The sequence below is a fragment of the Erwinia endophytica genome (genome assembly GCF_009295515.1).
Taxonomy (GTDB): Bacteria; Pseudomonadota; Gammaproteobacteria; order Enterobacterales; family Enterobacteriaceae; genus Erwinia; species Erwinia endophytica.
On record NZ_RQVV01000056.1, the window covers coordinates 17,151 to 42,204 of the forward strand.

Here is a 25,054-nt window from a genome sequence, read left to right on the forward strand (position 1 = left end):
GATTCAGCTTGCGACTGAATCGAAGATGTTAAATTTTGGTAAGGTTTATACTATGCAAAGTAAAGCACCTGTATCACGTATTCTCGTGATTCTCACGGCTGTGTTTGCCGCGCTCAGTGGATTATATCTGTTGATCGGCGGTATCTGGCTGGCTAAGCTGGGCGGCTCGTTTTATTACATTATCGCTGGTGTGATTGAACTGCTCGTTGCCTGGTTACTGTTTCGCCGCCGTTCTTCGGCGTTGTTGCTGTACGCCGTATTCTTGCTGGCGACCCTGATTTGGGCGCTGTGGGAGGTCGGGTCTGATTTCTGGGCGCTGACGCCGCGTTTAGACGTCACCTTCTTCCTCGGCTTGTGGCTGGTTCTGCCATTTGTTTACCGTGGTTTGTCCCAGGGGAAATTTGCCCGTGGCGCGCTGAGCCTGGTACTGGTGGTGACGGTGATTGCCCTGGCTTATTCCGTGTTCAACGACCCGCAGGAAATCAACGGATCCCTGAGTCCGGAACAGGCTGCGAACATCAACAAATCTGCTGATGGTATCGCGGCAGGCGACTGGCCGGCGTATGGCCGTACCCAGGGAGGAACACGTTATTCGCCGCTGACGCAGATTAACGACAAAAATGTGGGTCAGTTGCAACAAGCGTGGACGTTCCGCACGGGTGATATGAAGCGTCCAACGGATCCCGGTGAGTTGACCGATGAAGTGACGCCAATCAAAATTGGTGACTCGCTGTATCTGTGTACGCCACATCAGATCCTGTTTGCTTTGGACGCGGCGACCGGTAAAGAGAAGTGGAAATTTGATCCGCAACTGAAAACCGATCCTTCTTTCCAGCACGTCACCTGCCGTGGTGTTTCTTATCATGCTGAGTCGGATGCCGCGACGATGCCTGCTGGTGGCAAACCTGCCTTGTGTTCGCGCCGTATCCTCCTGCCGGTTAATGATGGTCATCTGTATGCGTTGGATGCGGAAACCGGTGCCCTGTGCCCGGACTTTGGCGACCACGGTAAGCTGGACCTGCAGCAGAATATGCCTAACGTCCGTGCCGGTGCTTATGAGCCGACATCTCCCCCTATCGTCACGGATAAGGTTATCGTGATTGCTGGTGCCGTGACTGATAATTACTCGACGAAAGAACCGTCAGGTGTTATCCGTGGTTTCGATGTCAACACGGGTAAGCTGTTATGGGCATTCGATACCGGCGCTAAAGATCCCAATGTTCTGCCAGGCGGCAAACAGGAGTATACGCCTAATTCACCGAACTCCTGGGCGCCTGCGGCTTATGACGCAAAACTGGATTTAGTTTACTTGCCTATCGGCGTGCAAACACCAGATATCTGGGGCGGCAACCGTACGCCGGAAAGCGAGCGTTTTGCGAGCGGCCTGCTGGCACTGCATGCGAGCACCGGTAAGCTGGCCTGGTTCTACCAGACAGTGCACCACGATTTGTGGGATATGGACGTTCCGGCACAACCGACGTTAGCGGATATTACCGATAAAAACGGTGAGACCGTGCCGGTAATCTATGTTCCGGCGAAAACCGGTAACATCTTTGTCCTTGATCGTCGTACGGGTAAAACGGTTGTTCCTGCTCCAGAAACTCCGGTTCCGCAGGGGCCTGCAAAAGGCGACCACCTGTCACCGACTCAGCCTTATTCGGCACTGACCTACCGTCCGAAAAAGAACCTGACCGGCGCGGATATGTGGGGTGCCACGATTTACGATCAGCTGATCTGCCGTGTGATGTTCCACAGACTGCGCTATGACGGTCCATTTACGCCGCCTTCAGAGCAGGGAACTTTGGTATTCCCGGGGAACCTGGGCATGTTTGAGTGGGGGGGGATCTCTGTTGACACCGACCGTCAGATAGCGGTGACTAACCCAATGGCGCTACCTTTCGTTTCCCGTCTGATCCCGCGTGGTCCAAATAACCCGTTGTGGCCTAACGAGAACGACAAAGGCGGCAGTGGTACTGAAACTGGCGTTCAGCCACAGTATGGCGTGCCATACGGCGTGACGCTGAATCCGTTCCTGTCACCACTGGGCTTTCCTTGTAAACAGCCATCATGGGGATATGTATCGGCTATTGACCTGAAAACGAACAATATCGTGTGGAAAAAACGCATCGGTACTGTACGTGACAGCTCACCAATCCCACTGCCGTTCAAGATGGGGATGCCGATGCTGGGCGGACCCATTTCTACTGCTGGTAACGTGATGTTCATTGGTGCGACCGCAGATAATTATCTGCGCGCGTTTAATGTGACTAACGGTAAAACCCTGTGGGAGGCGCGTCTGCCCGCTGGCGGTCAGGCAACGCCAATGACCTATGAAGTGAACGGCAAGCAATATGTGCTGATCGTTGCTGGCGGTCATGGTTCTTTCGGTACCAAGCTGGGCGATTATGTCATGGCCTGGGCTTTGCCGGATAATGCTAAGAAGTAAGTTTTATTCGCGGCATTGAGCCGTAGCAGCAAGACCAAAGGGGCAACCAATCCGGTTGCCCTTTTTTTGTGGAAAAGGTGATAAGGATCGCACTAATAGTTAATTTGCTAATAGTTAGCAGGATTATTATTACACCCATCGAAGGCACATTGCCTTGACCCAAACCTAAAGAAGGAATTTGACCATGAAAACCATTAAAACTCTGACTATCGCTGCGGTTGCCACGCTTTCTTTGATCTCTTTCGGTAGCGTCGCGGCTGAAAGTATTTCCGCTCACGGTAGCACCCTGGATAGCGCCCAGTCACAAATCGCTGCGAAAGCAAAAGCTGCTGGCGCGACGTCTTATAAAATCACCAGTGCTCGTGCGGATAACGGTGTCTATATGACGGCTGAAATCTACAAATAACGGATGGTTGCATAACGGAAGTGCCAGAAGAGGCTGCCTGCGGGCGGCCTTTTTTGTGTGTGGAGATAAACAGATCTGATGATGTTGTGCGGTTATCAACATTTACAGGGGCAGAGGGGATCGTTAGCGTAATATTTTGTGAGTTTCCCCATTATTTTTTTAATTCATGCCAACGTTGGCTTGTAAAGTAAACCCTTCCTCAACCACATCTCTTTTTATGTTCGTCGGAGTCCCTTTCTCTTCATTCTCTTAATTTTCAGCTAAGGATTCTTCTTTATCGTTCAGGAAGCATTTAATTAGAGGCAGTTGCAGTATGTCATAATGATTCTGTTTGTCCTGAAGGGGGGATAGCGAAAATATGGACATTCCATGTCCTGAGAGATGGCAGCGACGCTATGCTATAAATGATATAGATATTCAACGAGTTATTTTTTATAGCGGTTCCAGTCGCGCATTCTGATGATGTAAATACCGATTATTATTAAAGAGTGGTGTAATGATGTCCGATTTTCTCCCTTTCTCGCGTCCGGCAATGGGTGAAGCTGAGCTGGCGGCTGTCAGCGAGGTGTTCAGTTCTGGCTGGATTACCACTGGTCCTAAAAATCAGCAACTGGAAAAAGCATTTTGTGATCTGACGGGCAACCAGCACGCCATTGCCGTGAGTTCGGCTACTGCGGGAATGCACATCACTTTAATGGCGTTGGGGATTGGTCCCGGCGATGAAGTGATCACGCCTTCGCTGACCTGGGTGTCCACACTGAATATGATCGCATTGCTCGGTGCGGAACCGGTGATGATTGATGTCGATCGTGACACGCTGATGATAACCCCTGAACTGATCGAAGCCGCTATTACCCCGCGTACTAAAGCGATTATTCCGGTTCATTATGCGGGTGCCCCTGCCGATATTGATGCCATTCACGCGATAGGCCAGCGTCACGGTATCGCGGTGATTGATGATGCAGCCCATGCGGCGGGTACGTATTACAAATCGCGCCACGTTGGGGCGAGCGGCATAGCCATTTTCTCTTTCCATGCCATTAAAAACATGACGTGTGCGGAAGGCGGGCTGGTGGTGACCGATGATGAGTCGCTGGCCAACCGGATCCGCAGCCTGAAGTTTCACGGGTTGGGGGTGGATGCCTTTGATCGCCAGACGCATGGTCGTGCGCCACAGGCTGAAGTACTGACCCCCGGCTATAAATATAATCTGGCGGATATTAATGCGGCTATTGCTCTGGTTCAGCTTGGCAAATTGCCACAGTTGAATGCCCGTCGTGAAGACATCGCGCAACGCTACCTGCGCCAACTGGCGGACACGCCATTCCTGCCGCTGGCGTCGCCTGCATGGCCGCATCAGCATGCCTGGCATTTGTTTATTATCCGGGTTGACCGTCAGCGCTGTGGTTTAACGCGTGATGAACTGATGCAGGCGCTGAAAGAACGTAACATTGGTTCCGGTCTGCATTTCCGCGCTGCTCATACTCAAAAATATTATCGTGAGCGTTTTCCTGAACTATCCCTACCCGCCACCGAATGGAATGCGGAGCGTATTTGCTCTATTCCGTTGTTTCCAACGATGACCGATGACGATGTTAGCCGTGTAATTACCGCGTTGCATGAGATCGCCGAGAAATAATATGACTGCTGACCTGCCAATTAATAAAGTCTCCGTAGTTATTCCTGTTTATAACGAGCAGGAAAGCCTGCCTGAACTGATTCGCCGAACCACTGATGCCTGTGCTTCGCTGCTGATAGATTATGAAATTTTACTGGTTGATGATGGCAGCAGTGACGATTCTGCTGAAATGCTGACGGCGGCGGCTGAAGCTGAAGGCAGCCATATTATTGCCGTGCTGTTGAACCGTAACTATGGCCAGCACTCGGCGATTATGGCTGGATTCAGCCACGTCAGCGGCGATTTGATCATCACCCTGGATGCTGATTTACAGAATCCCCCGGAAGAAATCCCCCGTCTGGTTGCCACCGCTCAGGAAGGTTATGACGTGGTTGGCACGGTACGCCAGAAGCGTCAGGACAGTTGGTTTCGCAAGATGGCTTCGCGCCTGATTAACCAGTTAATCCAGCGGACTACCGGTAAAGCGATGGGGGACTATGGCTGCATGCTGCGTGCCTATCGTCGTCACATTATCGATGCCATGTTGCACTGCCATGAGCGCAGCACCTTTATTCCGATCCTGGCGAATATCTTTGCCCGTCGGGCGATTGAGATCCCGGTACATCACGCGGAGCGTGAATTTGGTGATTCCAAATACAGCCTGATGCGTCTGATCAACCTGATGTATGACCTGGTAACCTGTCTGACCACCACACCGTTACGCATGCTTAGCGTTATTGGCAGTCTGATTGCGCTCGCCGGATTTGCTTTCTCACTGTTATTGATTTTATTGCGTTTAGTCTTCGGTCCGCACTGGGCAGCTGACGGGGTGTTTATGTTATTTGCCGTGCTGTTTATTTTTATTGGCGCGCAGTTTGTTGGGATGGGGCTGTTGGGTGAATACATAGGTCGCATCTATAACGATGTTCGTGCTCGTCCCCGCTACTTTATCCAACGAGTGGTGAGTTCCTCCCTTCCTGTCCCTGAAAAGGATAATAAATAAATGAATGCTGTTGTATTTGCCTACCACGATATGGGGTGCATTGGCATCAATGCGCTAATTAAGGCGGGTTATAAGATTGACGCTATCTTTACCCATACGGATTCAGGGACTGAAAACCACTTCTTTGGCTCGGTAGCCCGTACGGCTGCGGAGCATAATATTCCCGTTTTTGCCCCGGAGGATGTTAACCATCCACTGTGGGTTGATCGCATTCAGGCGATGGCGCCAGAGGTGATTTTCTCTTTTTACTACCGTAACTTGCTGTGTGAGGAGATCCTCAGTTGTGCCCGCGTGGGGGCTTTTAACCTGCATGGCTCGCTGCTGCCGAAATACCGTGGACGAGCACCGCTGAACTGGGTACTGGTGAATGGCGAAACCGAGACTGGCGTAACGCTACACCGCATGACGACCCGTGCAGATGCCGGGCCGATTGTGGCGCAGGAGAAGGTCACGATCACGGCTGAAGATAATGCCCTGACATTGCACCATAAACTGAATGCCACCGCCGAACACCTGCTGGGCGGCTGCCTGCCGCTTTTGAAGGCTGGGAAAGTGACCGAGCGCGCCCAGGACGACAGCCAGGCAACGTATGTTGGCCGCCGCAAGCCAGAAGATGGTCGTATTGACTGGTCACAACCTGCCGATACGGTGAACAATCTGGTGCGGGCGGTGACCGATCCGTGGCCGGGAGCGTTTGGCTACGTGGGTTCAGCGAAATTCTTTGTCTGGAAGGGGACGGTTCGTCAGGATCTGCCCGCCGCGAAAGCCGGTACTGTGTTGTCGGTCCGTCCGTTGATCGTTGCATGTGGACAGGGAGCCCTGGAAGTGGTCACGGGGCAGAGTGAAAATGGCGTCTACATGCAGGGCTCACAATTGGCCCAGACTCTGGGGTTGGTGAGCGGTGCGTTGCTGAACAACCAGCCGCTGACCGTAGCCAAACGTCGTACTCGCGTGTTGATCCTCGGTGTGAACGGTTTTATCGGTAACCACCTGACCGAACGTTTGCTGCAAGACGATAATTTCGATATTTACGGTCTGGACATTGGTTCTGATGCTATCAGCCGTTTTGTGGGGCATCCGCGTTTTCAGTTTGTGGAAGGAGACATCAGTATTCATTCCGAGTGGATCGAATACCACATTAAAAAATGTGATGTGATCCTGCCGCTGGTCGCGATAGCCACGCCGATTGAGTACACGCGTAACCCGCTACGGGTCTTTGAACTGGACTTTGAAGAGAATCTGAAAATTATCCGTGACTGTGTGAAGTACAAAAAACGGATCATTTTCCCTTCCACTTCAGAAGTGTACGGAATGTGTACTGATCCGAACTTCGACGAGGATCACTCCAACCTGGTGGTTGGGCCGATTAACAAACAGCGCTGGATTTACTCTGTCTCCAAACAACTACTGGATCGGGTTATCTGGGCTTATGGCGATAAAGAATGCCTGCGTTTCACGCTATTCCGTCCGTTTAACTGGATGGGGCCGCGTCTGGATAATTTGAACGCGGCGCGTATCGGCAGTTCACGCGCGATCACTCAACTGATCCTCAATCTGGTTGAGGGGTCGCCGATTAAACTGATCGACGGCGGCAGGCAGAAGCGTTGCTTCACCGATATTCGTGACGGTGTTGAGGCATTATTCCGCATTATTGAAAACAAAAATAATAACTGCGACGGTCAGATAATCAATATCGGTAACCCGGATAATGAGGCGAGCATCAAAGAACTGGCAGAACAACTGCTGGCCAGTTTTGACCGTCATCCGCTGCGTGATCAGTTTCCGCCATTTGCTGGTTTCCGCGATGTCGAGAGCAGCAGTTATTACGGCAAAGGCTATCAGGACGTGGAGCACCGTAAGCCGGCTATCCGCAATGCCCGTCGTTTGCTGAACTGGACACCTGAAGTCAGCATGGACAAAACCATTGATGCCACACTGGACTTCTTTCTGCGCTCCGTTGACGGAGTGGAAGCGAAGAAATGAGAAAAGTGGGCCTCCGTATTGATGTCGATACGTGGCGAGGCACTCGCGATGGGGTGCCTCGCCTGCTGGAAATCCTCAGCTTGCATCGCACACAGGCCACTTTTTTCTTCAGTGTCGGGCCGGATAACATGGGCCGCCATTTGTGGCGCCTGCTAAAACCGAAGTTCCTGTGGAAAATGTTACGTTCCAATGCAGCTGCGTTGTATGGCTGGGATATTCTGTTGGCTGGAACGGCCTGGCCGGGGCGCAATATTGGCAAGGGACTGGCGGAGATGATTCGCGCCACGATGGAGCACCATGAGGTGGGGCTGCATGCCTGGGATCATTTTGCCTGGCAAACCTGGGCTGGTGTCTGGTCGTCGGAACAGCTGGCCCGGCAGATTCGCCTGGGGCGGGACGCATTGAGTCAAATTCTGGCTCAGCCGGTCACCTGTTCTGCGGTGGCGGGCTGGCGGGCGGATCAGCGTACAGTCGAAGTGAAGGAAACCTTTCACTTTCATTATAACAGTGACTGTCGCGGCACCGGGCCGTTCCTGCCACTGTTGAACGATGGCAGCACCGGCACTGTGCAAATCCCGGTAACGTTGCCAACCTGGGATGAAGTGGTCGGCGCCTCGGTCAGTAAAGAGGATTTCAATGCCTTTATTATTGAACGCATCAAACAGGACCGTGGTACGCCGGTGTACACCATTCATGCGGAAGTGGAGGGGATGGTGATGAGCGATATGTTCAGCGAATTGCTGAAGTTGGCAGAGCGGGACGGCATCCAGTTCTGTCCGTTGAGCGAGCTTCTTCCTGAGGATTTGAGCCGTCTGCCAACAGGAAAAATTGTCCGGGGTAGTCTCGCCGGCCGTGAGGGATGGCTTGGATGCCAGCAATTAGCTGAGTGACGATGTATGAAAATGATGAGAAATGGCCTTCTCCTGTTGGCGCTATTTTCCCTGTATTACCTGATACCTTTGGCGTTTCGCTCGCTGTGGCAGCCGGATGAAACACGTTATGCGGAAATCAGTCGGGAAATGCTGGTTAACGGTAATTGGGTGGTTCCTCATTTCTTTGGTCTGCGTTATTTTGAAAAGCCGATCGCGGGCTACTGGATTAATAATCTCAGTCAACTGATTTTCGGTCATAACAACTTTGGCGTACGCTTTGGTTCGGTGTTCTCCATCAGCATCACCGCGTTGTTGGTCTACTGGCTGACGCTGCGCATTTGGCGAGATCGGACGACCGCGCTGATGGCGGGAATTATCTTCCTGACCAGTCTGCTGGTCTATGCTATCGGTACCTATGCGGTGCTCGATCCGATGATAACCCTGTGGCTGACCGCGGCGATGTGCGGTTACTGGCTGGTCGTGGAAGCGCCGACAACGGGTAAGAAAGTGCGGGCCTGGTTACTGATGGGCTTTGCCTGCGGCATGGGCTTTATGACTAAGGGGTTTCTGGCCCTGGCCGTGCCAGTCATCGCGATTCTTCCCTGGGCTGTTCAGCAGAAGCGTTTTAAAGCGCTGTTAGTTTACGGCCCGTTGGCGGTATTGGGCGCGGCGGTGATCAGTGCGCCCTGGGTTATCGCCATTGCTCATCGCGAGCCGGATTTCTGGCACTATTTCTTCTGGGTGGAGCATATTCAGCGTTTTGCTGAAGCCAATGCACAGCACAAGGCGCCGTTCTGGTATTACCTGCCGGTGTTGCTATTGGGATGCCTGCCCTGGCTGGCGCTGTTGCCGGGGGCGCTGTGCAACGGCTGGCGTGACCGACAGAATAACAGCGGGAGCCGGTATTTGCTGAGTTGGGTAGTGATGCCGCTACTGTTTTTCAGCATTGCCAAAGGTAAGTTGCCGACCTACATTCTGCCATGCTTCGCACCACTTGCCGTACTGCTTGCCAGACAGGCGATGCAGTTGATGGGAGTGAACGGCCAGGCGTTAAAGGCCAACGGCTGGATTAACCTGGGCTTCGGGCTGGTTTGCGCCATCGTGGTGCTGGGCTTTCTGGCACCCTGGGGATGGGCAAAACATCCAGTTTACCGCCACCATGAAGGCATGAAAGTCGCCCTGGCGGCCGGTGCTTTCCTGTGGTGGGGATGGGTCGGTTATATCACCCTGAAAGCGCCGACCCAGCGTTGGTGTTGGGCGGCACTGTGCCCGCTGGCGTTGGCGCTGGTGGTGGGGCAGGCCATACCGGAACGGGTGACGGATTCCAAACAACCGCAGCAGTTTATTCAGCGCATGAAACCCGAGATTGCGTCAGGTCATTTTGTACTGGCCAATACGCCTGGGGTTGCTTCCGGGTTGGCATGGGAACTGCAACGCAGTGACATTATCCTCTATGATCAACCCGGTGAGGTACAATATGGCCTGCGTTATCCGGATGCTAAGGGCCGGTTTGTCTCTGGAGCTGATTTTGCGCAGTGGCTGGAACAGCATCGTCGTGAGGGCAGCGTCACGTTAGTGATGTTGTTGTCGCGGGGGAATGAAAACTCTGATGCTGAGGTGCCTAAAGCCGACTTCAGTTATCGCCAGGGGCGTTTGGTGATGTACCAGTATCAGCAAACCCCATGAATATGCTATTGATTGCTTTTGCCAGCGTGCTGAGCTGTGTGGGACAGTTGTGTCAGAAGCAGGCCGCGCATTATGGCTTGCTGAAAGGAAAATGGCATCTGGTGTTTTGGTTGGGGCTGAGCGTGGTACTGCTGGGTTGTGCGATGCTGGTCTGGTTGATGGTGCTACAACATGTGCCTGTCGGGGTCGCCTACCCGATGCTGAGCCTGAACTTTATCTTTATCGTGCTGGCTGCCCGCTGGCTATGGAAGGAACCGGTTTCGCCACGGCACTGGCTCGGCATTGCGTTGATTATGGCGGGTGTGGCGATGATGGGAGTGTACGCCTGATGGGCATTATTCTGGCATTATGCAGCGTGCTGCTGGTCAGCGGCGCGCAGTTGTTGATGCGCTGGTCGATGATGAATTTGCCGGCAACCAGCGATCCTCCGGCACTCTTTGCGGCCCTGTTGGCGCTGTCTCCTGCCGCGCTGGGGCTGTTTGGCGGGCTGGCGGCTTATGCGGTGTCGATGGGGTGCTGGTTTCTGGCATTACGGCGGGTGCCTCTGAGCAAAGCTTATCCGTTGCTTAGCCTCAGTTATGTGCTGGTGTGGGGCGCGGCATTATATCTTCCCTCCCTCAATGAACCGTTTCAGTGGGGCAAACTGGTTGCTGTGGCGCTGATTTTTGGCGGCCTGCTGCTGATATGCTGGCCCTCAGCCAAAGGTAAGCACTGACTAAAATATCAGTCATTCCACGGGTCAACACCCCGGTGTTGCGCTTGCATGGGTCATGCTTCATCCCGGTCAGCGCGCACGTTTGACCACTGAGTTATCTACACGGCGGGATCCCAGGCCTTACTGTCTGCATGCTATTACGAATTGTGTAAAGTGTATTGATTCCTGACAAAAAAATAATGGAATACCCCAGGGGTATCGGTATATTCGCAAATGATTATCGCTATTATTTTTATTCTCACGGAGGCATTGTGTGACTATGCGTTTCTGGCTGTTGTTAGGGACTCTCGCGGCATCGGCTGGCTGTGCCGCGACCACGTATCCGGTGCAGGTTACCGATATGGATAACCAAAAAATCACCCTGGAGAAAGAGCCGCAGCATGTTATTTTGCAAGATGGCCGCGATATCCTGGCACTGGCGCTGCTGGATCGTGAAGATCCTTTCAAACGCGTCGTGGCCTGGAATAATTTGCCGAAAAAACAGGATACGCAGACCTGGGATCTGCTGAAAAAGACCTGGCCGGAAGCCACTAAAATTATCGATATGGGCTTTAACGATCATGGGCAAGTGAACCTTGAAAGCGTGATAGCTGAAAAGCCAGACCTGATGATCGCCCAGTTGCGCGCCAAACCGGCTTTGCAACAAACCGGCGTGCTGGATACGTTGCATAAGCTTAATATACCGGTGGTCTTTGTCGACTATGAGCTGCACCCGGCGCAGAACACCGCAAACAGCATCACTCTGTTGGGCACGGTGCTGAATCAGGAAGCCAGAGCGAAAGAGTATACTGATTTCTATCATCAGCATTGGGATGCGTTGCAGCAGAAAATTGAGCAGGTCAGGCAGAAACCCACGGTCTTTATCGAACCCCTCGCGGGAAACGCCGATAACTGCTGCTTCACTCATGGCCGCAATGGCTGGGGTGGGTTAGTGGAAGCGGTCGGCGGGAAAAACATCGGTTCAAGCCTGCTACCGGGTTCATCAGGATTTGTGTCGCTGGAAAAAATAATCGCCATGAAGCCGGATGTTTATATTATGTCCGGCTCCAAACGTCCAAATAAGAACGTGCTGCCATTCGGCTACAATATTTCACGCGAAGAGGTGACGGCGACCTTTAATAAGCTTACCCGTCGTAGCGGTCTGCAACAGATTGCACCGGTGAAAGAAGGCAAGGTGTATGGGGTTTATCACCATTTCTACAACCACCCCTATAATATCATCGGCATGGAAATTCTGGCTAAAGACCTCTATCCGGCACAGTTCAGTTCTCTTGATCCGACGGCAGATTTCCACCAGATTATTACTAAGTTCACCAAACTTCCTGATCAACCGATAACCCTGAGTTATACCCCGCAGCAAAAATAAACGTTACGTTTTTCCTGGTGAAAAGGCGACAATTTGTCGCCTTATCGCGTTATGATCGGTCTGATATATTTCTTCAGGTTGGTTAATATCTTATGTCGCACACTTCGCGCCTGCTGGACGTGCAGGATATTTGTTTTGCGCAGGACGGTACACTGCTGTTGGCGCCGGTTTCACTGACACTGAATATCGGTGAGTTTATTTTACTTACCGGGCCCTCCGGCAGCGGTAAGAGCACGTTACTGAAAATTATCGCCTCGCTGCTGGAGCCCTCGGGCGGAGAGGTTATTTTTAAAGGTCAGCCGGTGAGCAGCATTAAACCTGAAAGCTACCGGCAGCAGGTTTCCTGGTGTGTTCAGACTCCCGCATTATTTGGTGACACGGTTTATGACAACCTGGCGCTACCGTGGAAAATTCGCCAGAAAAAGGTTGATGTCGCCGTGCTGAAGCACTGGCTGAAGCAGGTCAATCTGCCGGAAACGATGCTGGACAAGAAAATAGAACAGCTTTCCGGCGGTGAAAAGCAGCGCGTTGCCTTGTTGCGTAACCTGCAATTTTTGCCGGACGTGTTGCTGCTGGATGAAATCACCAGCGCACTGGATGCAGAAAACAAGCAGTTGATTCATCAACTGATCGCCGGGCTGGTAAAAGAGCAGGGCGTGGCGGTGCTGTGGATAAGCCACGATAGCGCGGAAATGAGTCAGGCACCGCGGGTGATAACCTTGCCATTGCCTGACGGGAGGGCGAAGAATGAATCAGCATAATATTACCAACGAGTCTCTGGGACTGGCATTGGGGCTGGTGCTGATTGCACTGATAGTCAGTCGCAAAGAGAAGCTGGGGCTGGAAAAAGACATCGTCTGGAGCGTGTCGCGCGCTATCGTTCAGTTGATCATCGTGGGTTATGTGCTGAAGTCGGTGTTCGAGCTAAATAATGCCGCTTTGACCGTGTTGATGGTGCTGTTTATCTGTGTCAATGCGGCGCTGAATGCCCGTAAACGCAGCCGTAATATCGACCACGCATTTATTCTGTCGTTTGTTGCCATCACTCTGAGTACCACGTTGACGCTGGTTATCCTGGTGTTGAGTGGCTCCATCGCGTTTATACCCATGCAAGTCATTCCGATTTCGGGCATGATCGCGGGGAATGCCATGGTGGCTGTTGGATTGTGTTATAGCAACCTCAATCAGCGTTTCGGTGATAACCGCCAGAAGATCCTGGAGATGCTGAGCCTCGGGGCCTCGGTTAAAGTCGCCTCTGCTGTGATCATCCGCGACAGCATCCGTTCTGCGATGATCCCCACTGTTGATGCGGCTAAAACCGTCGGGTTGGTCAGTTTGCCGGGGATGATGTCTGGCCTGATTTTTGCCGGTATCGATCCGGTCAAAGCGATCAAATATCAGATTATGGTCACGTTTATGTTGCTGGGCACGGCCAGTTTATCGACTATTATCGCGGGTTATCTGGCCTACCGACGTTTTTATAATGCCCGGGCGCAGTTAAAAGAGATTAAATGAGGCATTTCGGTGAGAAAAAAGCGGATCCGCAGATCCGCCAGTGTAAGGTCATTATCAGAAGTTGATGTTGGCGCTGATACCGCCGATAAACGCATTTTTAACTTCGCTGACCGCGCCAGGAGACGCGACATATTGCAAGTTTGGACGCAAATTCAGCCAGTTGGTGAGGTGCGCATTGTAGTAAAGCTCGTAGTTATACTCTGAACCGCTCTGGATGGGCAGATAGGTTGGGTCGTTATAATCATTGACGCCGTTTTCCCGGTTAGTCTGGCGCAGCATTTTGGTGTAATCACTGTTGACATGAATACGGGCTGCGCCAAGGCCGATTTCGTCTTTCGGACGAGCATCAAACGGACCTTTCCATACCAGCGCGACCGATTGGTAATTGTCGGTTTTCGAGGTTTTCTGATCGTTCATTACTGCCTGAACCGTGACCCCCAGCCCACGCTGATTGTCGCCACCCATTGCGGTCAACTGTTGTTGTAACAGCAAGTAACCGCCGTAGGCGTGGTTCTTCTTACTGTATTGGCCGTCGCTGTAAGAGCTGTAATTGTCGCCGTTAACTGAGGAGTAGTACATCCCGATACGGTAGTTACCCGGCAGCTTGTCTGGGCCAAAGGCTGGCTGCCAACCCAGTTCCACGGGAACCATATTCCCCAGTGTCGGGCTGCCATCCAGACGGAAACCATTCCCCGTGTCATAGTTAGACGGTGTTTGATTATAGAATCCGACCTGGAAGAAGACTTCCGGGGTGATGTTTAATTTAATCCGACCGCCCCACTGTGAAACCGGCCAGTTGAACCAACGGTCACCACGCCAGTTACCGGGTTGGCCGCTGCCAAACGCCAGGTTTTGGAAATTACTCTGAAAGGAGTCGAAATCTTCTCCGACCGTTACCCGACCCGCTTTGACTTCCAGCAGATGGTCAAAGAAGCCTTTGTTCAGCCAGAATTGGGTCAGACGCCAGGTTTGTCCGCGGCCCCAGACTTCCTGTACGGAAGAGAGACCACCTGAACGCGGATCATTAATGTACTGAGTTAAATCCTGACCGTTACGGCCAGTGATGGTTGCCTGGAACTGAGTGTCGTTCCAGTTCAACAGTTTTTCCAGATCCAGCGTGGTACCGAACGCCCATTGATCGCTATAACGCGCCGAGGTTGACTGATTGTAGCCACCGGAGAAATTGCTGGCGGATTCCATGGTGTAGTTCACCTGGAAATCGACCCCATCCTGTTTCAGTTGGCTACGAACGCCACCCCAGTCGCCAAAAGCGTAGGGAGAGTCCAGGCTCAGCGGGGCAAAATCTGCCAACGCCTGGCCGGATAACAGCAGTAAACCTAAACCACAGAACGCCACCGATCTTTTTAATGTGGTTTTTGGGAGCTTGCTTTTCATAATGGAAAACCTTCTTGTTATTGGAATAACGCTGTCCTACTGGATAACGGGCAGGCCAGATCACAGCAGTCAATCGGTCAACATATTCCCCCGCACACAAGGTACGAAAAGGAGAAAACAACTGACATTGTATAGAATTGACAGCATGAACAAGATAAATGAAAGCATCATTTAGAAATATGAACATTGTAAATAGTGCGAATTCTTTCTGTTTTTACCAGAAAAAGTTAAATATCCAGGCAGGATCACATTTTGATACAAGGTCGGAGGAGGGGGATGAAGCCAGACGGGACAATCATCAGGAAAAGCGGGCAATCTGCTCAGGGTATCCGACGGCCTAAAATCTTCATCACCAGGAAAACAGCGCCAGCGACAATTTTCAACGAAATAAAGGGATAATCCTGAATAAGAAAAGGAGCCGATAATGATCGGCTCCAGGCGTGTTACTCAGCAATCGGCAAGATATCAGTGTGACTTCATGCCTGCGGCGGTCATCATAAAGCGAAATAGCATCGCAACGACGCCCAGCGCCATTACACTGCCAGCATAAATAGCCACCATCCACAAAATACGTTTCCATGTTGGCGATTTTGCTCCTTGCTGAGGGAGATTTTGAACCATCATCATGTTCTCCAGAATACCGTCTCAGGCACCTTGCCGCCGTGTCAGCAGCACGGTGCCAGTGTGGTATCAGTGTGAATAATCAGTGATAGCCTTCGTCCGGCTTGATTTTCCCGCGGAACACATAGTAGCTCCATGAAGTGTAAACCAGGATAACCGGGATGATCAGCAGGCCACCGACCAGCATAAAGCCCTGGCTCTGTGGTGGAGATGCCGCCTGCCAGATGGTAATGCCTGGTGGGATAATGTTAGGCCAGATGCTGATACCCAGACCGGTGAAGCCAAGGAACACCAGCGCCAGTGTTAGCAGGAAGGGTGAGTAGTGTGCATGACGCTTCAGCGAACTCAGTAATTTCCATGAAACTAACAGTACCAATACCGGAACGGGCAGGAACCAGAACAGGTTAGGCAGAGAGAACCAGCGCTGCATGATGTTGGCATGTTCCAGCGGAGTCCAGATACTGACGACTGCAATGATAACCAGTAGCACCAGCAGCATCGGTTTAGTCAGCGCGGTCATTTTGCGATGCAGTTCATTCTCGGTCTTCATGATAAGCCAGGTGCTACCCAGCAGTGCGTATGCCGCGACCAGCCCCAGACCACAGAACAAAGAGAAGGGGGTCAGCCAGCCCAATTCCGGACCACTGTAAGCACGGTGAGTGACGGCAAAACCGTTGATGATTGCCCCCAGCGCTACCCCCTGACTGAAGGTCGCCATATATGAGCCGACAATAAACGCCTTGTCCCAGAATGGACGGTGCTTTTCAGTCGCTTTGAAGCGGAACTCAAATGCCACACCACGGAAAATCAGACCAATCAACATGATAGTCAGTGGTGCGGACAGCGCATCGATAATCACAGCGTAGGCCAGAGGAAAAGCACCATACAGTGCAGCACCGCCCAACACCAGCCAGGTTTCGTTACCGTCCCACACGGGCGCGACAGTATTGACCATCATGTCGCGTTCGGTGGCATCTTTGTTAAAGGGGAACAGGATGCCGATACCCAGATCGAATCCGTCCATTACGATATACATCAGGGTCGAGAAGACGATGATGGCGAACCAGATAATTGAGAGATCAATACCCACGTTATTTACCCTCTTCCTGCGAGTTTAACTTTTCCTGCACTGCAGACAGGGGACGTGAAGGGGTGTGCGACGTACCCGGCCCCCCTTCAGGGGTATGGCTACCCTCGCCTGATACTGGGCCTTTTTTGATCAGGTTGAACAGGTAGGTATAACCCACGCCGAATACAGACATATAAACCAGAACAAAGGCAATCAGACTCAGGCTCATATGCAAATCACCATGTGCGGAGACCGCATCTTTGGTTCGCAGCAGGCCATAAACGACCCAGGGTTGACGACCAATTTCGGTGGTAAACCAGCCGGCCAGGATAGCGATCAGGCCAGATGGGCCCATCAGCAGAGTAAACCACAGGAACGGACGTGAGGTGTACATACGGTCACGGCAACGCAGCCACAGGCTGACCACACCCAACAAAACCATCAGCATGCCCAGACCCGCCATCACGCGGAATGACCAGAAAATCACTGTTGAATCAGGACGATCTTCTTTCGGGAATGACTTGAGCGCTGGAACCTGGTCGTGCAGGCTGTGTGTCAGGATCAGACTGCCCAGATAGGGGATTTCCAGTGCGTATTTGGTTTTTTCCTGCTCCATATCTGGAATACCGAACAGGATAAGTGGGGTGGGCTCTCCCGGAGGGTTCTCCCAGTGGCCTTCAATCGCGGCGATTTTAGCTGGCTGGTGTTTCAGCGTATTCAGACCATGGGCATCGCCCAGGAAAGCCTGGATAGGGGAAACGATTAACGCCATCCACAGCGCCATGGACATCATTTTACGGATGGCCGGCGTGTCGTTTTTACGCAGCAGATGCCAGGCAGCGGAAGCCCCTACGAAGAAGGCGCTGGCCAGGAAGGCGGCGGTCGACATGTGGAGCAATCGGAATGGGAAGGATGGGTTAAAGACAATCTTGAACCAGTCAACCGGCACCACGATCCCGTTCTGAATAGCGTAGCCCTGCGGGGTTTGCATCCAACTGTTAGAGGCGAGGATCCAGAATGTGGAAATAATGGTTCCCAGGGCGACCATGCAGGTGGCGAAGAAGTGCAGGCCTGGGCCCACGCGGTTCCAGCCAAACAGCATTACGCCCAGGAAGCCAGCCTCAAGGAAGAATGCTGTCAGTACTTCATACGTCAGCATTGGACCGGTTACGCTTCCGGCGAACTGAGAGAAACCACTCCAGTTGGTGCCGAACTGATAGGCCATCACCAGACCGGAGACCACGCCCATGCCAAAGTTAACCGCAAATATTTTCGACCAGAAATGGTAGAGGTCGCGATAATCCTCGTTTCTGGTCTTCAGCCACAGACCTTCCAGCACCGCCAGGAAACTGGCGAGCCCGATGGTGATAGCCGGGAAGATAATATGGAAGGAGACGGTAAACGCGAACTGTATCCTTGCCAGGTGGAACGCATCTAATCCAAACATTGCTTACCTCGATCTAACATAAACTGCCTTTCTTTTTATTTACCGACAATTAACAATTGGGCTACATTTCAGCCAATGCAGTCCGTGTTATACGGGTATTTCATCGAAGGATTGATCCTGAGACCAATTCAGGTGAAGGAGTAGTAACAGTAATCGTGTTTTGGCCTATAACAGCACAAATCTTTGCGATTAATTGTTTCATATGCTGGTTAAAATATATGTATATTATGTTAATTTATTGGTTTTCTTTGGTGTTGTTATGTGAACTATGTGTTTTTGTTTGTCGTTTTTTACGGCAGGTAAGGGATTTATTGCTGTTGATTAGTTGTAATTCAGAGAGGATTTTACAGCCCAATTACTTATATATTTCATGCTGATTATAACTTATTGACGTATTAATCGCGCCAATAAGCGCACAAATTGGAAATTAATTGACAGATAGATTCTCTTTTTTTAGGGAATGTTATTTTGTTGTTACCATATGGAGAATGTGGTTTTAAATATTGCAATATTGATTGTTATCTGTCGCGAGTGGCGCGATGAATGATCATCATTACCAGTGCAAATTACTGTAAATGTTAAACAGGAAAAATATATTATGATTCATTTAGAATAATATTATTACATTTGTCAGTGTTTTAAGCTGGTTTTTTTGTTTGAAGTCAAGGTATGTGACCTTGAATTATGCCTGTGCAAAATAGCATCACAGCACTATCCGTATCAGGCAGATCACAGAAGGTGCTGTAACAATGATGCGATAAATAAGCACTGGATTTGCAGTGGGCGTGGATTTACTGGTTGTGTGCTGTCGTGCCGTGGTGTCAAAAACGAGTGATAAGTGGAAAGTGAGTTATCTCTGATAGTCGATAAACATCAGTGTGTCTCTTTTATGTCAAAAGTTTGATCTTAATCTCAAAATGTAAATTCCTTCTCGCCAGGGCATTTCAGCCCTCTCATGTTACCGTTAACATCTTTCCGGTATGCAATGAATAATCAATCATCCGTACCCTGATACTGATATCCGCCAGGCTTTGAGCAAGGTGGAAGATACTAATAATGTCCTCTTCACGACGGAAGGACACATTCACCGGAGATAAATGTATGCCATTAGTTATCGTCGCGATTGGCGTCGTATTGTTACTATTGCTGATGATCCGCTTTAAACTGAACGGTTTTATTGCCCTGATCCTTGTCGCACTGACGGTTGGTGTGATGCAGGGGATGCCGGTTAATAAAGTTATTGACTCTATTAAGTCTGGCGTGGGGGGGACGCTTGGCAGTCTGGCGTTGATCATGGGGTTTGGCGCGATGCTCGGTAAACTGCTGGCCGACTGTGGCGGCGCGCAGCGTATTGCCACGACGCTCATCAGTAAATTTGGCGAAAAATATATTCAGTGGGCAGTCGTGCTGACCGGATTTACGGTTGGTTTTGCACTGTTCTATGAAGTTGGTTTTGTGCTGATGTTGCCGCTGGTGCTGACTATCGCGGCGGCAGCCCGTGTGCCGCTGCTGTTTGTCGGTGTGCCGATGGCGGCGGCATTGTCGGTTACCCACGGTTTCCTGCCTCCCCATCCCGGCCCGACGGCGATTGCGACCTTGTTCCATGCGGACATGGGTAAAACACTGCTGTTTGGTACCGTATTGGCAATCCCAACAGTCATCCTTGCCGGGCCGGTTTATGCCCGCTTTTTGAAAAGCATTGATAAGCCAATCCCGGAAGGATTGTATAACCCGAAAACCTTCAGCGACGCGGAGATGCCGGGGTTTGCCGTCAGCGTCTGGACCTCACTGGTACCGGTTATTCTGATGGCGCTGCGGGCGATAGCGGAAATGGTCTTGCCGAAAGGCCATCTCTTGTTGCCGTATGCCGAATTCTTCGGTGACCCAATTATAGCGACACTGATTGCTGTGTTGATCGCGCTGTTCACTTTTGGTTTGAACCGTGGCCGTACCATGGATGAGGTCATGAACACGCTGACCGAGTCGATTAAAATTATCGCGATGATGCTGTTGATTATTGGCGGTGGCGGTGCATTTAAGCAAGTACTGGTGGACAGTGGGGTGGAAAAATACATCGCCAGCATGATGGAAGGGAGCACGGTATCACCGATCCTGATGGCCTGGTCTATTGCTGCCGCGCTACGCATCGCATTGGGATCGGCCACTGTCGCGGCGATTACCGCCGGTGGGATTGTCGCGCCAATTATCGCCACTACTGGCGTCAGTCCTGAACTGATGGTGATTGCAGTTGGGGCAGGAAGTGTGATTTTTTCTCACGTTAACGATCCCGGTTTCTGGTTGTTTAAGGAGTATTTCAACTTGAGCATCGGTGAAACCCTGCGCTCCTGGTCGGTGCTGGAAACGATTATCGCCGTGTGCGGCCTGGTCGGATGCCTGGCGCTACAGGCGATGCTCTGACTCTGAATTAAAACCAGGCCTGTGAGACGGAATGGGGAAACTTCCCGCTGTCTGCAGGCTCTTCCCACAACCGTCTGGCTGTCATCAAATGACCCGTAAATGAAATCCCAGGATCCCTCATTGCCATCTGTAATGCTGGCTGATCAACGGGCGGTGTCTGTTTAAGTCAAAGGTTGTTATCACTAACATGGTCTTTTCCTTTTTCTGTTTAATTTAATCCGTTGCTGATTTTATGCAGACACCATGCTACGCATGGTTGAAATTTTCTTTATGTGAACGGTCTCGGATTTAATTTTTTATTTTTATGCAGAGTGAGGTGATTGTCGAAATATGCTGGTCAGGGAAAATAGAATGTGCAATAAATAATATTATTTTTTATAAATCTTCTTCTGGCGTTTATTGGAGTATAAGTAATAAACCCGACCGGATGCCGGGTTTTCACGGTTAAATAAATTCCGCCAGTTCACTCTCAGACATTCCGGCTTCACAGGCGGCAGCCAGAATCTGTTGCCAGGTATTGGCATCAATCGGTATGCCGTCGCGCAGGCGCGCAGTTCGTTGTGCTTCTTCGAATTCACCGGGAACCTGAATCGGTTGTTCATCAACCTGCGGCGAGGATTTCACCCAGTCGATAAAGGCTTCTGCCTCTTGCTGCATTTGCGGGGCATCGAAGGCCTGTGGATCAAGAATGATGGTGGTCATACTGTTGAAGATTGCGTCTACGCTGCTTTGCAATGAACTCTGATGCGTCGTTTGTCCACCAGACAGTGCCCCGCCGAGGATCTCGCACATCACTGCCAGGCTATAACCTTTATGCAGTCCAAACGCCAGTAGTGAGCCGTAAGGTGTTTCATGCATTACGGCAGGCGCGCAGGTTGGTTTTCCCTGACTGTCGATCAGATAGCCTGGCGCGACTTCCACACCTTTATTCCAGGCGACGCGTGTTTTACCAAAAGCGATACCGCTGGTGGCGAAATCCAGTAGCAGGGGAGGCTGATCTTTGCGTGGGAAGATGGCGCAGAAAGGATTAGTCCCGAAGCGACGATCGCTGCCATGGAAAGGGGCCACCATCGGGTCGCCAACCACGTTAACAAAGTGGAAGGAGATCAACCCGGCGCGGGCGCACTGTTCGGCCCAGTGACCAATGCGGCCAATATGATGCGTATTACGCAAGGCAATCGCGCACATACCCAGCTGTTGCGCCCGTTCAATGCCCAGTGACATCGCTTCAAAAGCCGCAACCTGACCAAAGCCTTTATTACCCTCCACGGTCAGTACCGCACCGGCATCTTTCGCCACTTGTACATGCTGGTTCTGCCGCAGATACCCCTGCTTCAGCGAGCTCATATAGCTGGGGATCATGCCGACGCCGTGCGAATCATGTCCGGCCAGATTAGCCTGTACCAGATGGTCAGCTACCAGGCGGGCTTCCGTTTCGCTACTGCCTGCCGACCGCCACAGTGTTTGCACCAACGGGTGAAGCTTATCGCTGTCGATTCTTATTTCTCCCTGCTGCATATTTTTTCTCCGGTTCATATTTAAGGACTACTTTTAAACGAAAAATTTCTCACTGTCGTTGTAGTGAGGTGAAAAATTCGCCGTAAAGCGGAAAGATTTCCCGGCGGGTACCGCCGCCTGGCGGCAGATGTTGGCGAGCCCAGGAGGAGGGCCACTGAGGCGGCACAGTCAAGTGAATGGTGAATCGAGACTTTAAAGCCAGCGTTCACCCTCTTATGTTAATGGGCGATGGCATAACGAGATATTGCTGACGCAGTCACCTTTTTAAGGTGATATAACATGTTGAGCGGAACACTGTCGTGTTTAAATTTTGGGGCGGATAAGATTGTGGTGTTGAAGGCCTGACTGGCATCTCTCGTGGTATCAATTGGCTGCCGTCATAAAGCGTTTTGGGTCGGGTCGTCAGGTGCCTTAGAGGTTGGCTGTGTTCGATCCTCTCCTGTGACGGACGATACCCGTGTGCTAAAAAAACAGTCTTTCAATGTGATTGGGTTATTGCAGCAGGCGCAAACAGCTCCATGGTGGTTACCGAAACGATCACCCCGGGATGTAAAAATGATCCTTGTATGTCCGCATCTCCAGCAACGTATCCACATGCTGGCACCTCTTTCTGATCGGCTTAAATTGAGATTAATCTTAGCAAAATTTAACGGTAGTTCGATAAATAATATTTATCATTTTCATATCATGATATTCACACATAACAACATGAATCAAAAGGATTAAGCCAAATTAACTCTGTATGTTTCGGCTTATTTACGATAAATACTGTTTGTTTTAGTCGTTTTATTTTAATTTTAGACTAAAAATTGACTAAAAGAGTAAATTTTATGACTTAGATCATTTTTATGCATTTCAGTAAAGGACTGTGAAATTTTAAATATCGCCCTTAATTAGGGCGTTAATGCCATTTTCACTTCCTGCGTGATACTTTTTCATATTAAGGGTGCTGATGACTGTTTGATCAACCTTTAATACGATACATGCATCTATGGATGAGAAGCCTGTCAGCCTGTTGTTGAATGTCTGGTATTTCAGCCTGATCTGGATTTTATTGCTGGGATCACAGCGCGTGATCATGGCAATGACATGTACTTCCCATTTTTTTTTATTTTTTATCAATAAGTTAGCGCAGGGAGCTGTTCCAGATAACTTATATTTCAGTCACTGACCTCATTGTGAGCGATAACCTCGTCTGGTTTCGTGGGCAGTTTTAACGGCGGAAATCATCCCAAATTGTGACATATCTGCCAAAAAGACGATATTTATCACTTTTTCGTTGCTGGGCACTGGACAAAAGCCTCGGCAATTGCTGTACTAATTGACGACACAGTTTTAGTGTCCATTTTTCATGTAAAGGTAATATAGATGTCTAAGATTAAAGGTAGCGTTAAGTGGTTTAATGAGTCCAAAGGATTCGGTTTCATTACTCCTGAAGATGGTAGCAAAGATGTGTTTGTACACTTCTCTGCCATCCAGAGCAATGGTTTCAAAACTCTGGCTGAAGGTCAGCGTGTAGAGTTTGAAATCACCAACGGTGCCAAAGGCCCATCTGCTGCTAACGTTGCCGCTATTTAAGTTATCAGACAGAATTCTAAAAATCCGCCAAATGGCGGGTTTTTTTTGTCCATAATCTGGTCAGTGATGTGGTTGACTGAACACGATCAACGCGCCAGCGACTGAGTCAGTGACGAGGATAAAGGATCAACGGGAGAAGAATTGCTCAAGCCATACCACTATGGCGAGCACGCTGACCGCCGTAGCAATCACTTCATTCAGGGATTTTGGTATTGAGGTCATATTGGCCATTTCCAGGGATTGTTCAGCTAAAGAGTATGGCGAAATATTATTAAGGAAACATTAATCATTGGGTTTTGCCACGACACGATGTCTCTCAGACACTGACTGGCAGAACAATAAACCCGTTTCTGTCATCATCCTCTGCCCGTAGGGGCGATCCATCTCCGTGATCGGTAAACATACGCATGCCAGGCTGTGAATCAGGATCAAACCGGAGGAACAATATGAACATCCGTATGGCGCAACCAAAAGACAGCGTTGCTCTAAGTGTCCTGTTGACCGAACCGGTAAGTGTCAAGGTTGTTGTCACCCCTTGCTGATTCAGGCCGCCTGTTTTTCCCGCTCCGGATTTAATGTCACAGAGCCTGCCGGCTGCCAGTTTCTTGTCCTTCCTGACCAGCGTTCCGGATGGACCGAACGGGCCGACCGGTATACTTCATCGCGCCTCCTCAGTATTTCCCTGTCTTCACCACGGTGTCGCTGAACCGGCGTTACATAACGGATACCGCTGTGCCGGTGTTCCCCGTTATACCACCGGGTAAATCTCTCCACCCACTCCCGCGCTTCTTCCAGCCTTACGAACCCAGATGACGGCCACTCCGGTACATATTTCAGCGTCCTGAACAGCGACTCCACATGTGCGTTATCGTTACTTACCCGCGGACGGCTGTGAGACGGGGTTATCGCCAGTTCCTGAAGCTTCACCTGCAATGTCTGTGACTTCATCGCCGCGCCATTATCCGCATGCAGCACCAGCGGCTGCCGATAACACCGTTCCCGCAACACACTGCGTTGGATTAGTGCGGCCGCCTGTTCTCCGCTTTCGCTCTCATGCACTTCATAACCCGTGATTTTTCGGCTGTACAGGTCTTCGATAAGATACAGATAAAACCAGCGCCCTTTCACCACTGAGGCGAGCCAGGTGATATCCCACATCCACACCTGATTCGGCTCCGTCGCTTTCCAGGTGGTGGCCGGCCGGGCTTTCTCTCCCGTCCGCTGCCGCCCCCGTCGATGCGCTTCGCCATGCCGCCGCAGCACCCGGTAAAACGAGGACTCGCTCGCCAGATATCTCCCCTCATCCGCCAGTCGCGGCACGATTTGCGACGGTGGCAGGCTGGCATATGCCGGCTGATGGCACACCGCCAGTATCTGCTGCTCTTCCTCCGACGCCAG

Annotated in this window: 20 protein-coding genes; 14 read left to right on the forward strand and 6 right to left on the reverse strand. The window is 51.0% G+C overall.

Annotated elements, in window-relative coordinates:
* The first annotated feature begins 52 nt into the window (after nt 1-52).
* The 12 genes from EH228_RS17325 (at nt 53) to fetB (ending at nt 13,610) form a co-directional block, all read left to right on the forward strand.
* Nucleotides 53-2,446, forward strand: a complete 2,394-nt coding sequence (locus EH228_RS17325; protein WP_152322867.1) for a glucose/quinate/shikimate family membrane-bound PQQ-dependent dehydrogenase — start codon at nt 53-55, stop codon at nt 2,444-2,446.
* A 184-nt stretch (nt 2,447-2,630) separates the two neighbouring features.
* On the forward strand, nt 2,631-2,852 hold the full coding sequence (locus EH228_RS17330; protein ID WP_152322869.1) for a YdgH/BhsA/McbA-like domain containing protein: 222 nt from the start codon (nt 2,631-2,633) through the stop codon (nt 2,850-2,852).
* Between the two features lie 499 nt (nt 2,853-3,351).
* Complete coding sequence (arnB, locus tag EH228_RS17335) at nt 3,352-4,491, forward strand: UDP-4-amino-4-deoxy-L-arabinose aminotransferase (protein ID WP_152322870.1); 1,140 nt, start codon at nt 3,352-3,354, stop codon at nt 4,489-4,491.
* A gap of 1 nt (nt 4,492) precedes the next feature.
* Complete coding sequence (arnC, locus tag EH228_RS17340) at nt 4,493-5,473, forward strand: undecaprenyl-phosphate 4-deoxy-4-formamido-L-arabinose transferase (protein WP_152322871.1); 981 nt, start codon at nt 4,493-4,495, stop codon at nt 5,471-5,473.
* Nucleotides 5,474-7,456, forward strand: a complete 1,983-nt coding sequence (gene arnA, locus EH228_RS17345) for a bifunctional UDP-4-amino-4-deoxy-L-arabinose formyltransferase/UDP-glucuronic acid oxidase ArnA (protein WP_152322872.1) — start codon at nt 5,474-5,476, stop codon at nt 7,454-7,456.
* Nucleotides 7,453-8,346 (forward strand): 4-deoxy-4-formamido-L-arabinose-phosphoundecaprenol deformylase, encoded by an 894-nt coding sequence (arnD, locus tag EH228_RS17350; RefSeq protein WP_152322874.1) that lies wholly within the window; start codon nt 7,453-7,455, stop codon nt 8,344-8,346. The genes arnA and arnD overlap by 4 nt, the downstream gene beginning before the upstream one ends.
* Nucleotides 8,347-8,352: 6 nt before the next feature.
* Nucleotides 8,353-10,014, forward strand: a complete 1,662-nt coding sequence (arnT, locus tag EH228_RS17355) for a lipid IV(A) 4-amino-4-deoxy-L-arabinosyltransferase (RefSeq protein WP_152322875.1) — start codon at nt 8,353-8,355, stop codon at nt 10,012-10,014.
* Nucleotides 10,011-10,343: a 4-amino-4-deoxy-L-arabinose-phosphoundecaprenol flippase subunit ArnE gene (gene arnE / locus EH228_RS17360; RefSeq protein WP_152322876.1), complete on the forward strand. Its 333-nt coding sequence runs from the start codon at nt 10,011-10,013 to the stop codon at nt 10,341-10,343. The genes arnT and arnE overlap by 4 nt, the downstream gene beginning before the upstream one ends.
* A complete protein-coding gene (gene arnF / locus EH228_RS17365) occupies nt 10,343-10,729 on the forward strand; it encodes a 4-amino-4-deoxy-L-arabinose-phosphoundecaprenol flippase subunit ArnF (RefSeq protein WP_152322878.1) in 387 nt (128 codons plus the stop codon). Before arnE ends, arnF begins: the two co-directional genes overlap by 1 nt.
* A gap of 259 nt (nt 10,730-10,988) precedes the next feature.
* The gene (locus EH228_RS17370) at nt 10,989-12,095 is read left to right on the forward strand and encodes an ABC transporter substrate-binding protein (protein WP_152322890.1); all 1,107 of its coding nucleotides are present in this window, start codon (nt 10,989-10,991) and stop codon (nt 12,093-12,095) included.
* A 92-nt stretch (nt 12,096-12,187) separates the two neighbouring features.
* On the forward strand, nt 12,188-12,856 hold the full coding sequence (fetA, locus tag EH228_RS17375) for an iron efflux ABC transporter ATP-binding subunit FetA (RefSeq protein WP_152322879.1): 669 nt from the start codon (nt 12,188-12,190) through the stop codon (nt 12,854-12,856).
* Nucleotides 12,843-13,610, forward strand: coding sequence for an iron efflux ABC transporter permease subunit FetB (gene fetB / locus EH228_RS17380; protein ID WP_152322880.1), 768 nt, complete (start codon nt 12,843-12,845; stop codon nt 13,608-13,610). Before fetA ends, fetB begins: the two co-directional genes overlap by 14 nt.
* 54 nt (nt 13,611-13,664) lie before the next feature.
* Here the strand turns inward: fetB and EH228_RS17385 are convergent, their stop codons facing one another.
* From EH228_RS17385 to EH228_RS17400, 4 genes are all read right to left on the reverse strand, one after another.
* Nucleotides 13,665-15,005, reverse strand: a complete 1,341-nt coding sequence (locus EH228_RS17385) for a carbohydrate porin (protein ID WP_152322881.1) — start codon at nt 15,003-15,005, stop codon at nt 13,665-13,667.
* Nucleotides 15,006-15,470: 465 nt separating this feature from the next.
* Nucleotides 15,471-15,629, reverse strand: coding sequence for a DUF2474 domain-containing protein (locus tag EH228_RS17390; RefSeq protein WP_420841471.1), 159 nt, complete (start codon nt 15,627-15,629; stop codon nt 15,471-15,473).
* A gap of 79 nt (nt 15,630-15,708) precedes the next feature.
* Nucleotides 15,709-16,716 carry a cytochrome d ubiquinol oxidase subunit II gene (gene cydB, locus EH228_RS17395; RefSeq protein WP_152322883.1) on the reverse strand — a complete coding sequence of 336 codons (1,008 nt, stop codon included), beginning with the start codon at nt 16,714-16,716 and terminating at the stop codon, nt 15,709-15,711.
* A 1-nt stretch (nt 16,717) separates the two neighbouring features.
* A complete protein-coding gene (locus EH228_RS17400; protein WP_152322884.1) occupies nt 16,718-18,142 on the reverse strand; it encodes a cytochrome ubiquinol oxidase subunit I in 1,425 nt (474 codons plus the stop codon).
* Between the two features lie 1,101 nt (nt 18,143-19,243).
* Between EH228_RS17400 and gntT the strand changes: the two genes are divergently transcribed.
* Nucleotides 19,244-20,560 carry a gluconate transporter gene (gntT, locus tag EH228_RS17405; protein WP_152322885.1) on the forward strand — a complete coding sequence of 439 codons (1,317 nt, stop codon included), beginning with the start codon at nt 19,244-19,246 and terminating at the stop codon, nt 20,558-20,560.
* 444 nt (nt 20,561-21,004) lie between these two features.
* Here the strand turns inward: gntT and EH228_RS17410 are convergent, their stop codons facing one another.
* Nucleotides 21,005-22,078 (reverse strand): malate/lactate/ureidoglycolate dehydrogenase, encoded by a 1,074-nt coding sequence (locus EH228_RS17410; RefSeq protein ID WP_152322886.1) that lies wholly within the window; start codon nt 22,076-22,078, stop codon nt 21,005-21,007.
* Between the two features lie 1,368 nt (nt 22,079-23,446).
* On the opposite strand from EH228_RS17410, the gene cspE reads away from it, so the two are divergent.
* Nucleotides 23,447-23,656: a transcription antiterminator/RNA stability regulator CspE gene (gene cspE / locus EH228_RS17415; RefSeq protein WP_004156612.1), complete on the forward strand. Its 210-nt coding sequence runs from the start codon at nt 23,447-23,449 to the stop codon at nt 23,654-23,656.
* A gap of 543 nt (nt 23,657-24,199) precedes the next feature.
* Here the strand turns inward: cspE and EH228_RS17420 are convergent.
* Nucleotides 24,200-25,054 (reverse strand): IS3 family transposase (locus tag EH228_RS17420; RefSeq protein ID WP_193323376.1); only part of this gene is annotated, 855 nt, incomplete at its 5' end.

Bases quoted from the DNA above. Each gene is read 5' to 3' on its own strand.
- EH228_RS17325 (WP_152322867.1), top strand. From the start codon at position 53: ATGCAAAGTAAAGCACCTGTATCACGTATTCTCGTGATTCTCACGGCT.
- EH228_RS17330 (WP_152322869.1), top strand. From the start codon at position 2,631: ATGAAAACCATTAAAACTCTGACTATCGCTGCGGTTGCCACGCTTTCT.
- arnB (WP_152322870.1), top strand. From the start codon at position 3,352: ATGTCCGATTTTCTCCCTTTCTCGCGTCCGGCAATGGGTGAAGCTGAG.
- arnC (WP_152322871.1), top strand. From the start codon at position 4,493: ATGACTGCTGACCTGCCAATTAATAAAGTCTCCGTAGTTATTCCTGTT.
- arnA (WP_152322872.1), top strand. From the start codon at position 5,474: ATGAATGCTGTTGTATTTGCCTACCACGATATGGGGTGCATTGGCATC.
- arnD (WP_152322874.1), top strand. From the start codon at position 7,453: ATGAGAAAAGTGGGCCTCCGTATTGATGTCGATACGTGGCGAGGCACT.
- arnT (WP_152322875.1), top strand. From the start codon at position 8,353: ATGAAAATGATGAGAAATGGCCTTCTCCTGTTGGCGCTATTTTCCCTG.
- arnE (WP_152322876.1), top strand. From the start codon at position 10,011: ATGAATATGCTATTGATTGCTTTTGCCAGCGTGCTGAGCTGTGTGGGA.
- arnF (WP_152322878.1), top strand. From the start codon at position 10,343: ATGGGCATTATTCTGGCATTATGCAGCGTGCTGCTGGTCAGCGGCGCG.
- EH228_RS17370 (WP_152322890.1), top strand. From the start codon at position 10,989: ATGCGTTTCTGGCTGTTGTTAGGGACTCTCGCGGCATCGGCTGGCTGT.
- fetA (WP_152322879.1), top strand. From the start codon at position 12,188: ATGTCGCACACTTCGCGCCTGCTGGACGTGCAGGATATTTGTTTTGCG.
- fetB (WP_152322880.1), top strand. From the start codon at position 12,843: ATGAATCAGCATAATATTACCAACGAGTCTCTGGGACTGGCATTGGGG.
- EH228_RS17385 (WP_152322881.1), bottom strand. From the start codon at position 15,005: ATGAAAAGCAAGCTCCCAAAAACCACATTAAAAAGATCGGTGGCGTTC.
- EH228_RS17390 (WP_420841471.1), bottom strand. From the start codon at position 15,629: ATGATGGTTCAAAATCTCCCTCAGCAAGGAGCAAAATCGCCAACATGG.
- EH228_RS17400 (WP_152322884.1), bottom strand. From the start codon at position 18,142: ATGTTTGGATTAGATGCGTTCCACCTGGCAAGGATACAGTTCGCGTTT.
- gntT (WP_152322885.1), top strand. From the start codon at position 19,244: ATGCCATTAGTTATCGTCGCGATTGGCGTCGTATTGTTACTATTGCTG.
- EH228_RS17410 (WP_152322886.1), bottom strand. From the start codon at position 22,078: ATGCAGCAGGGAGAAATAAGAATCGACAGCGATAAGCTTCACCCGTTG.
- cspE (WP_004156612.1), top strand. From the start codon at position 23,447: ATGTCTAAGATTAAAGGTAGCGTTAAGTGGTTTAATGAGTCCAAAGGA.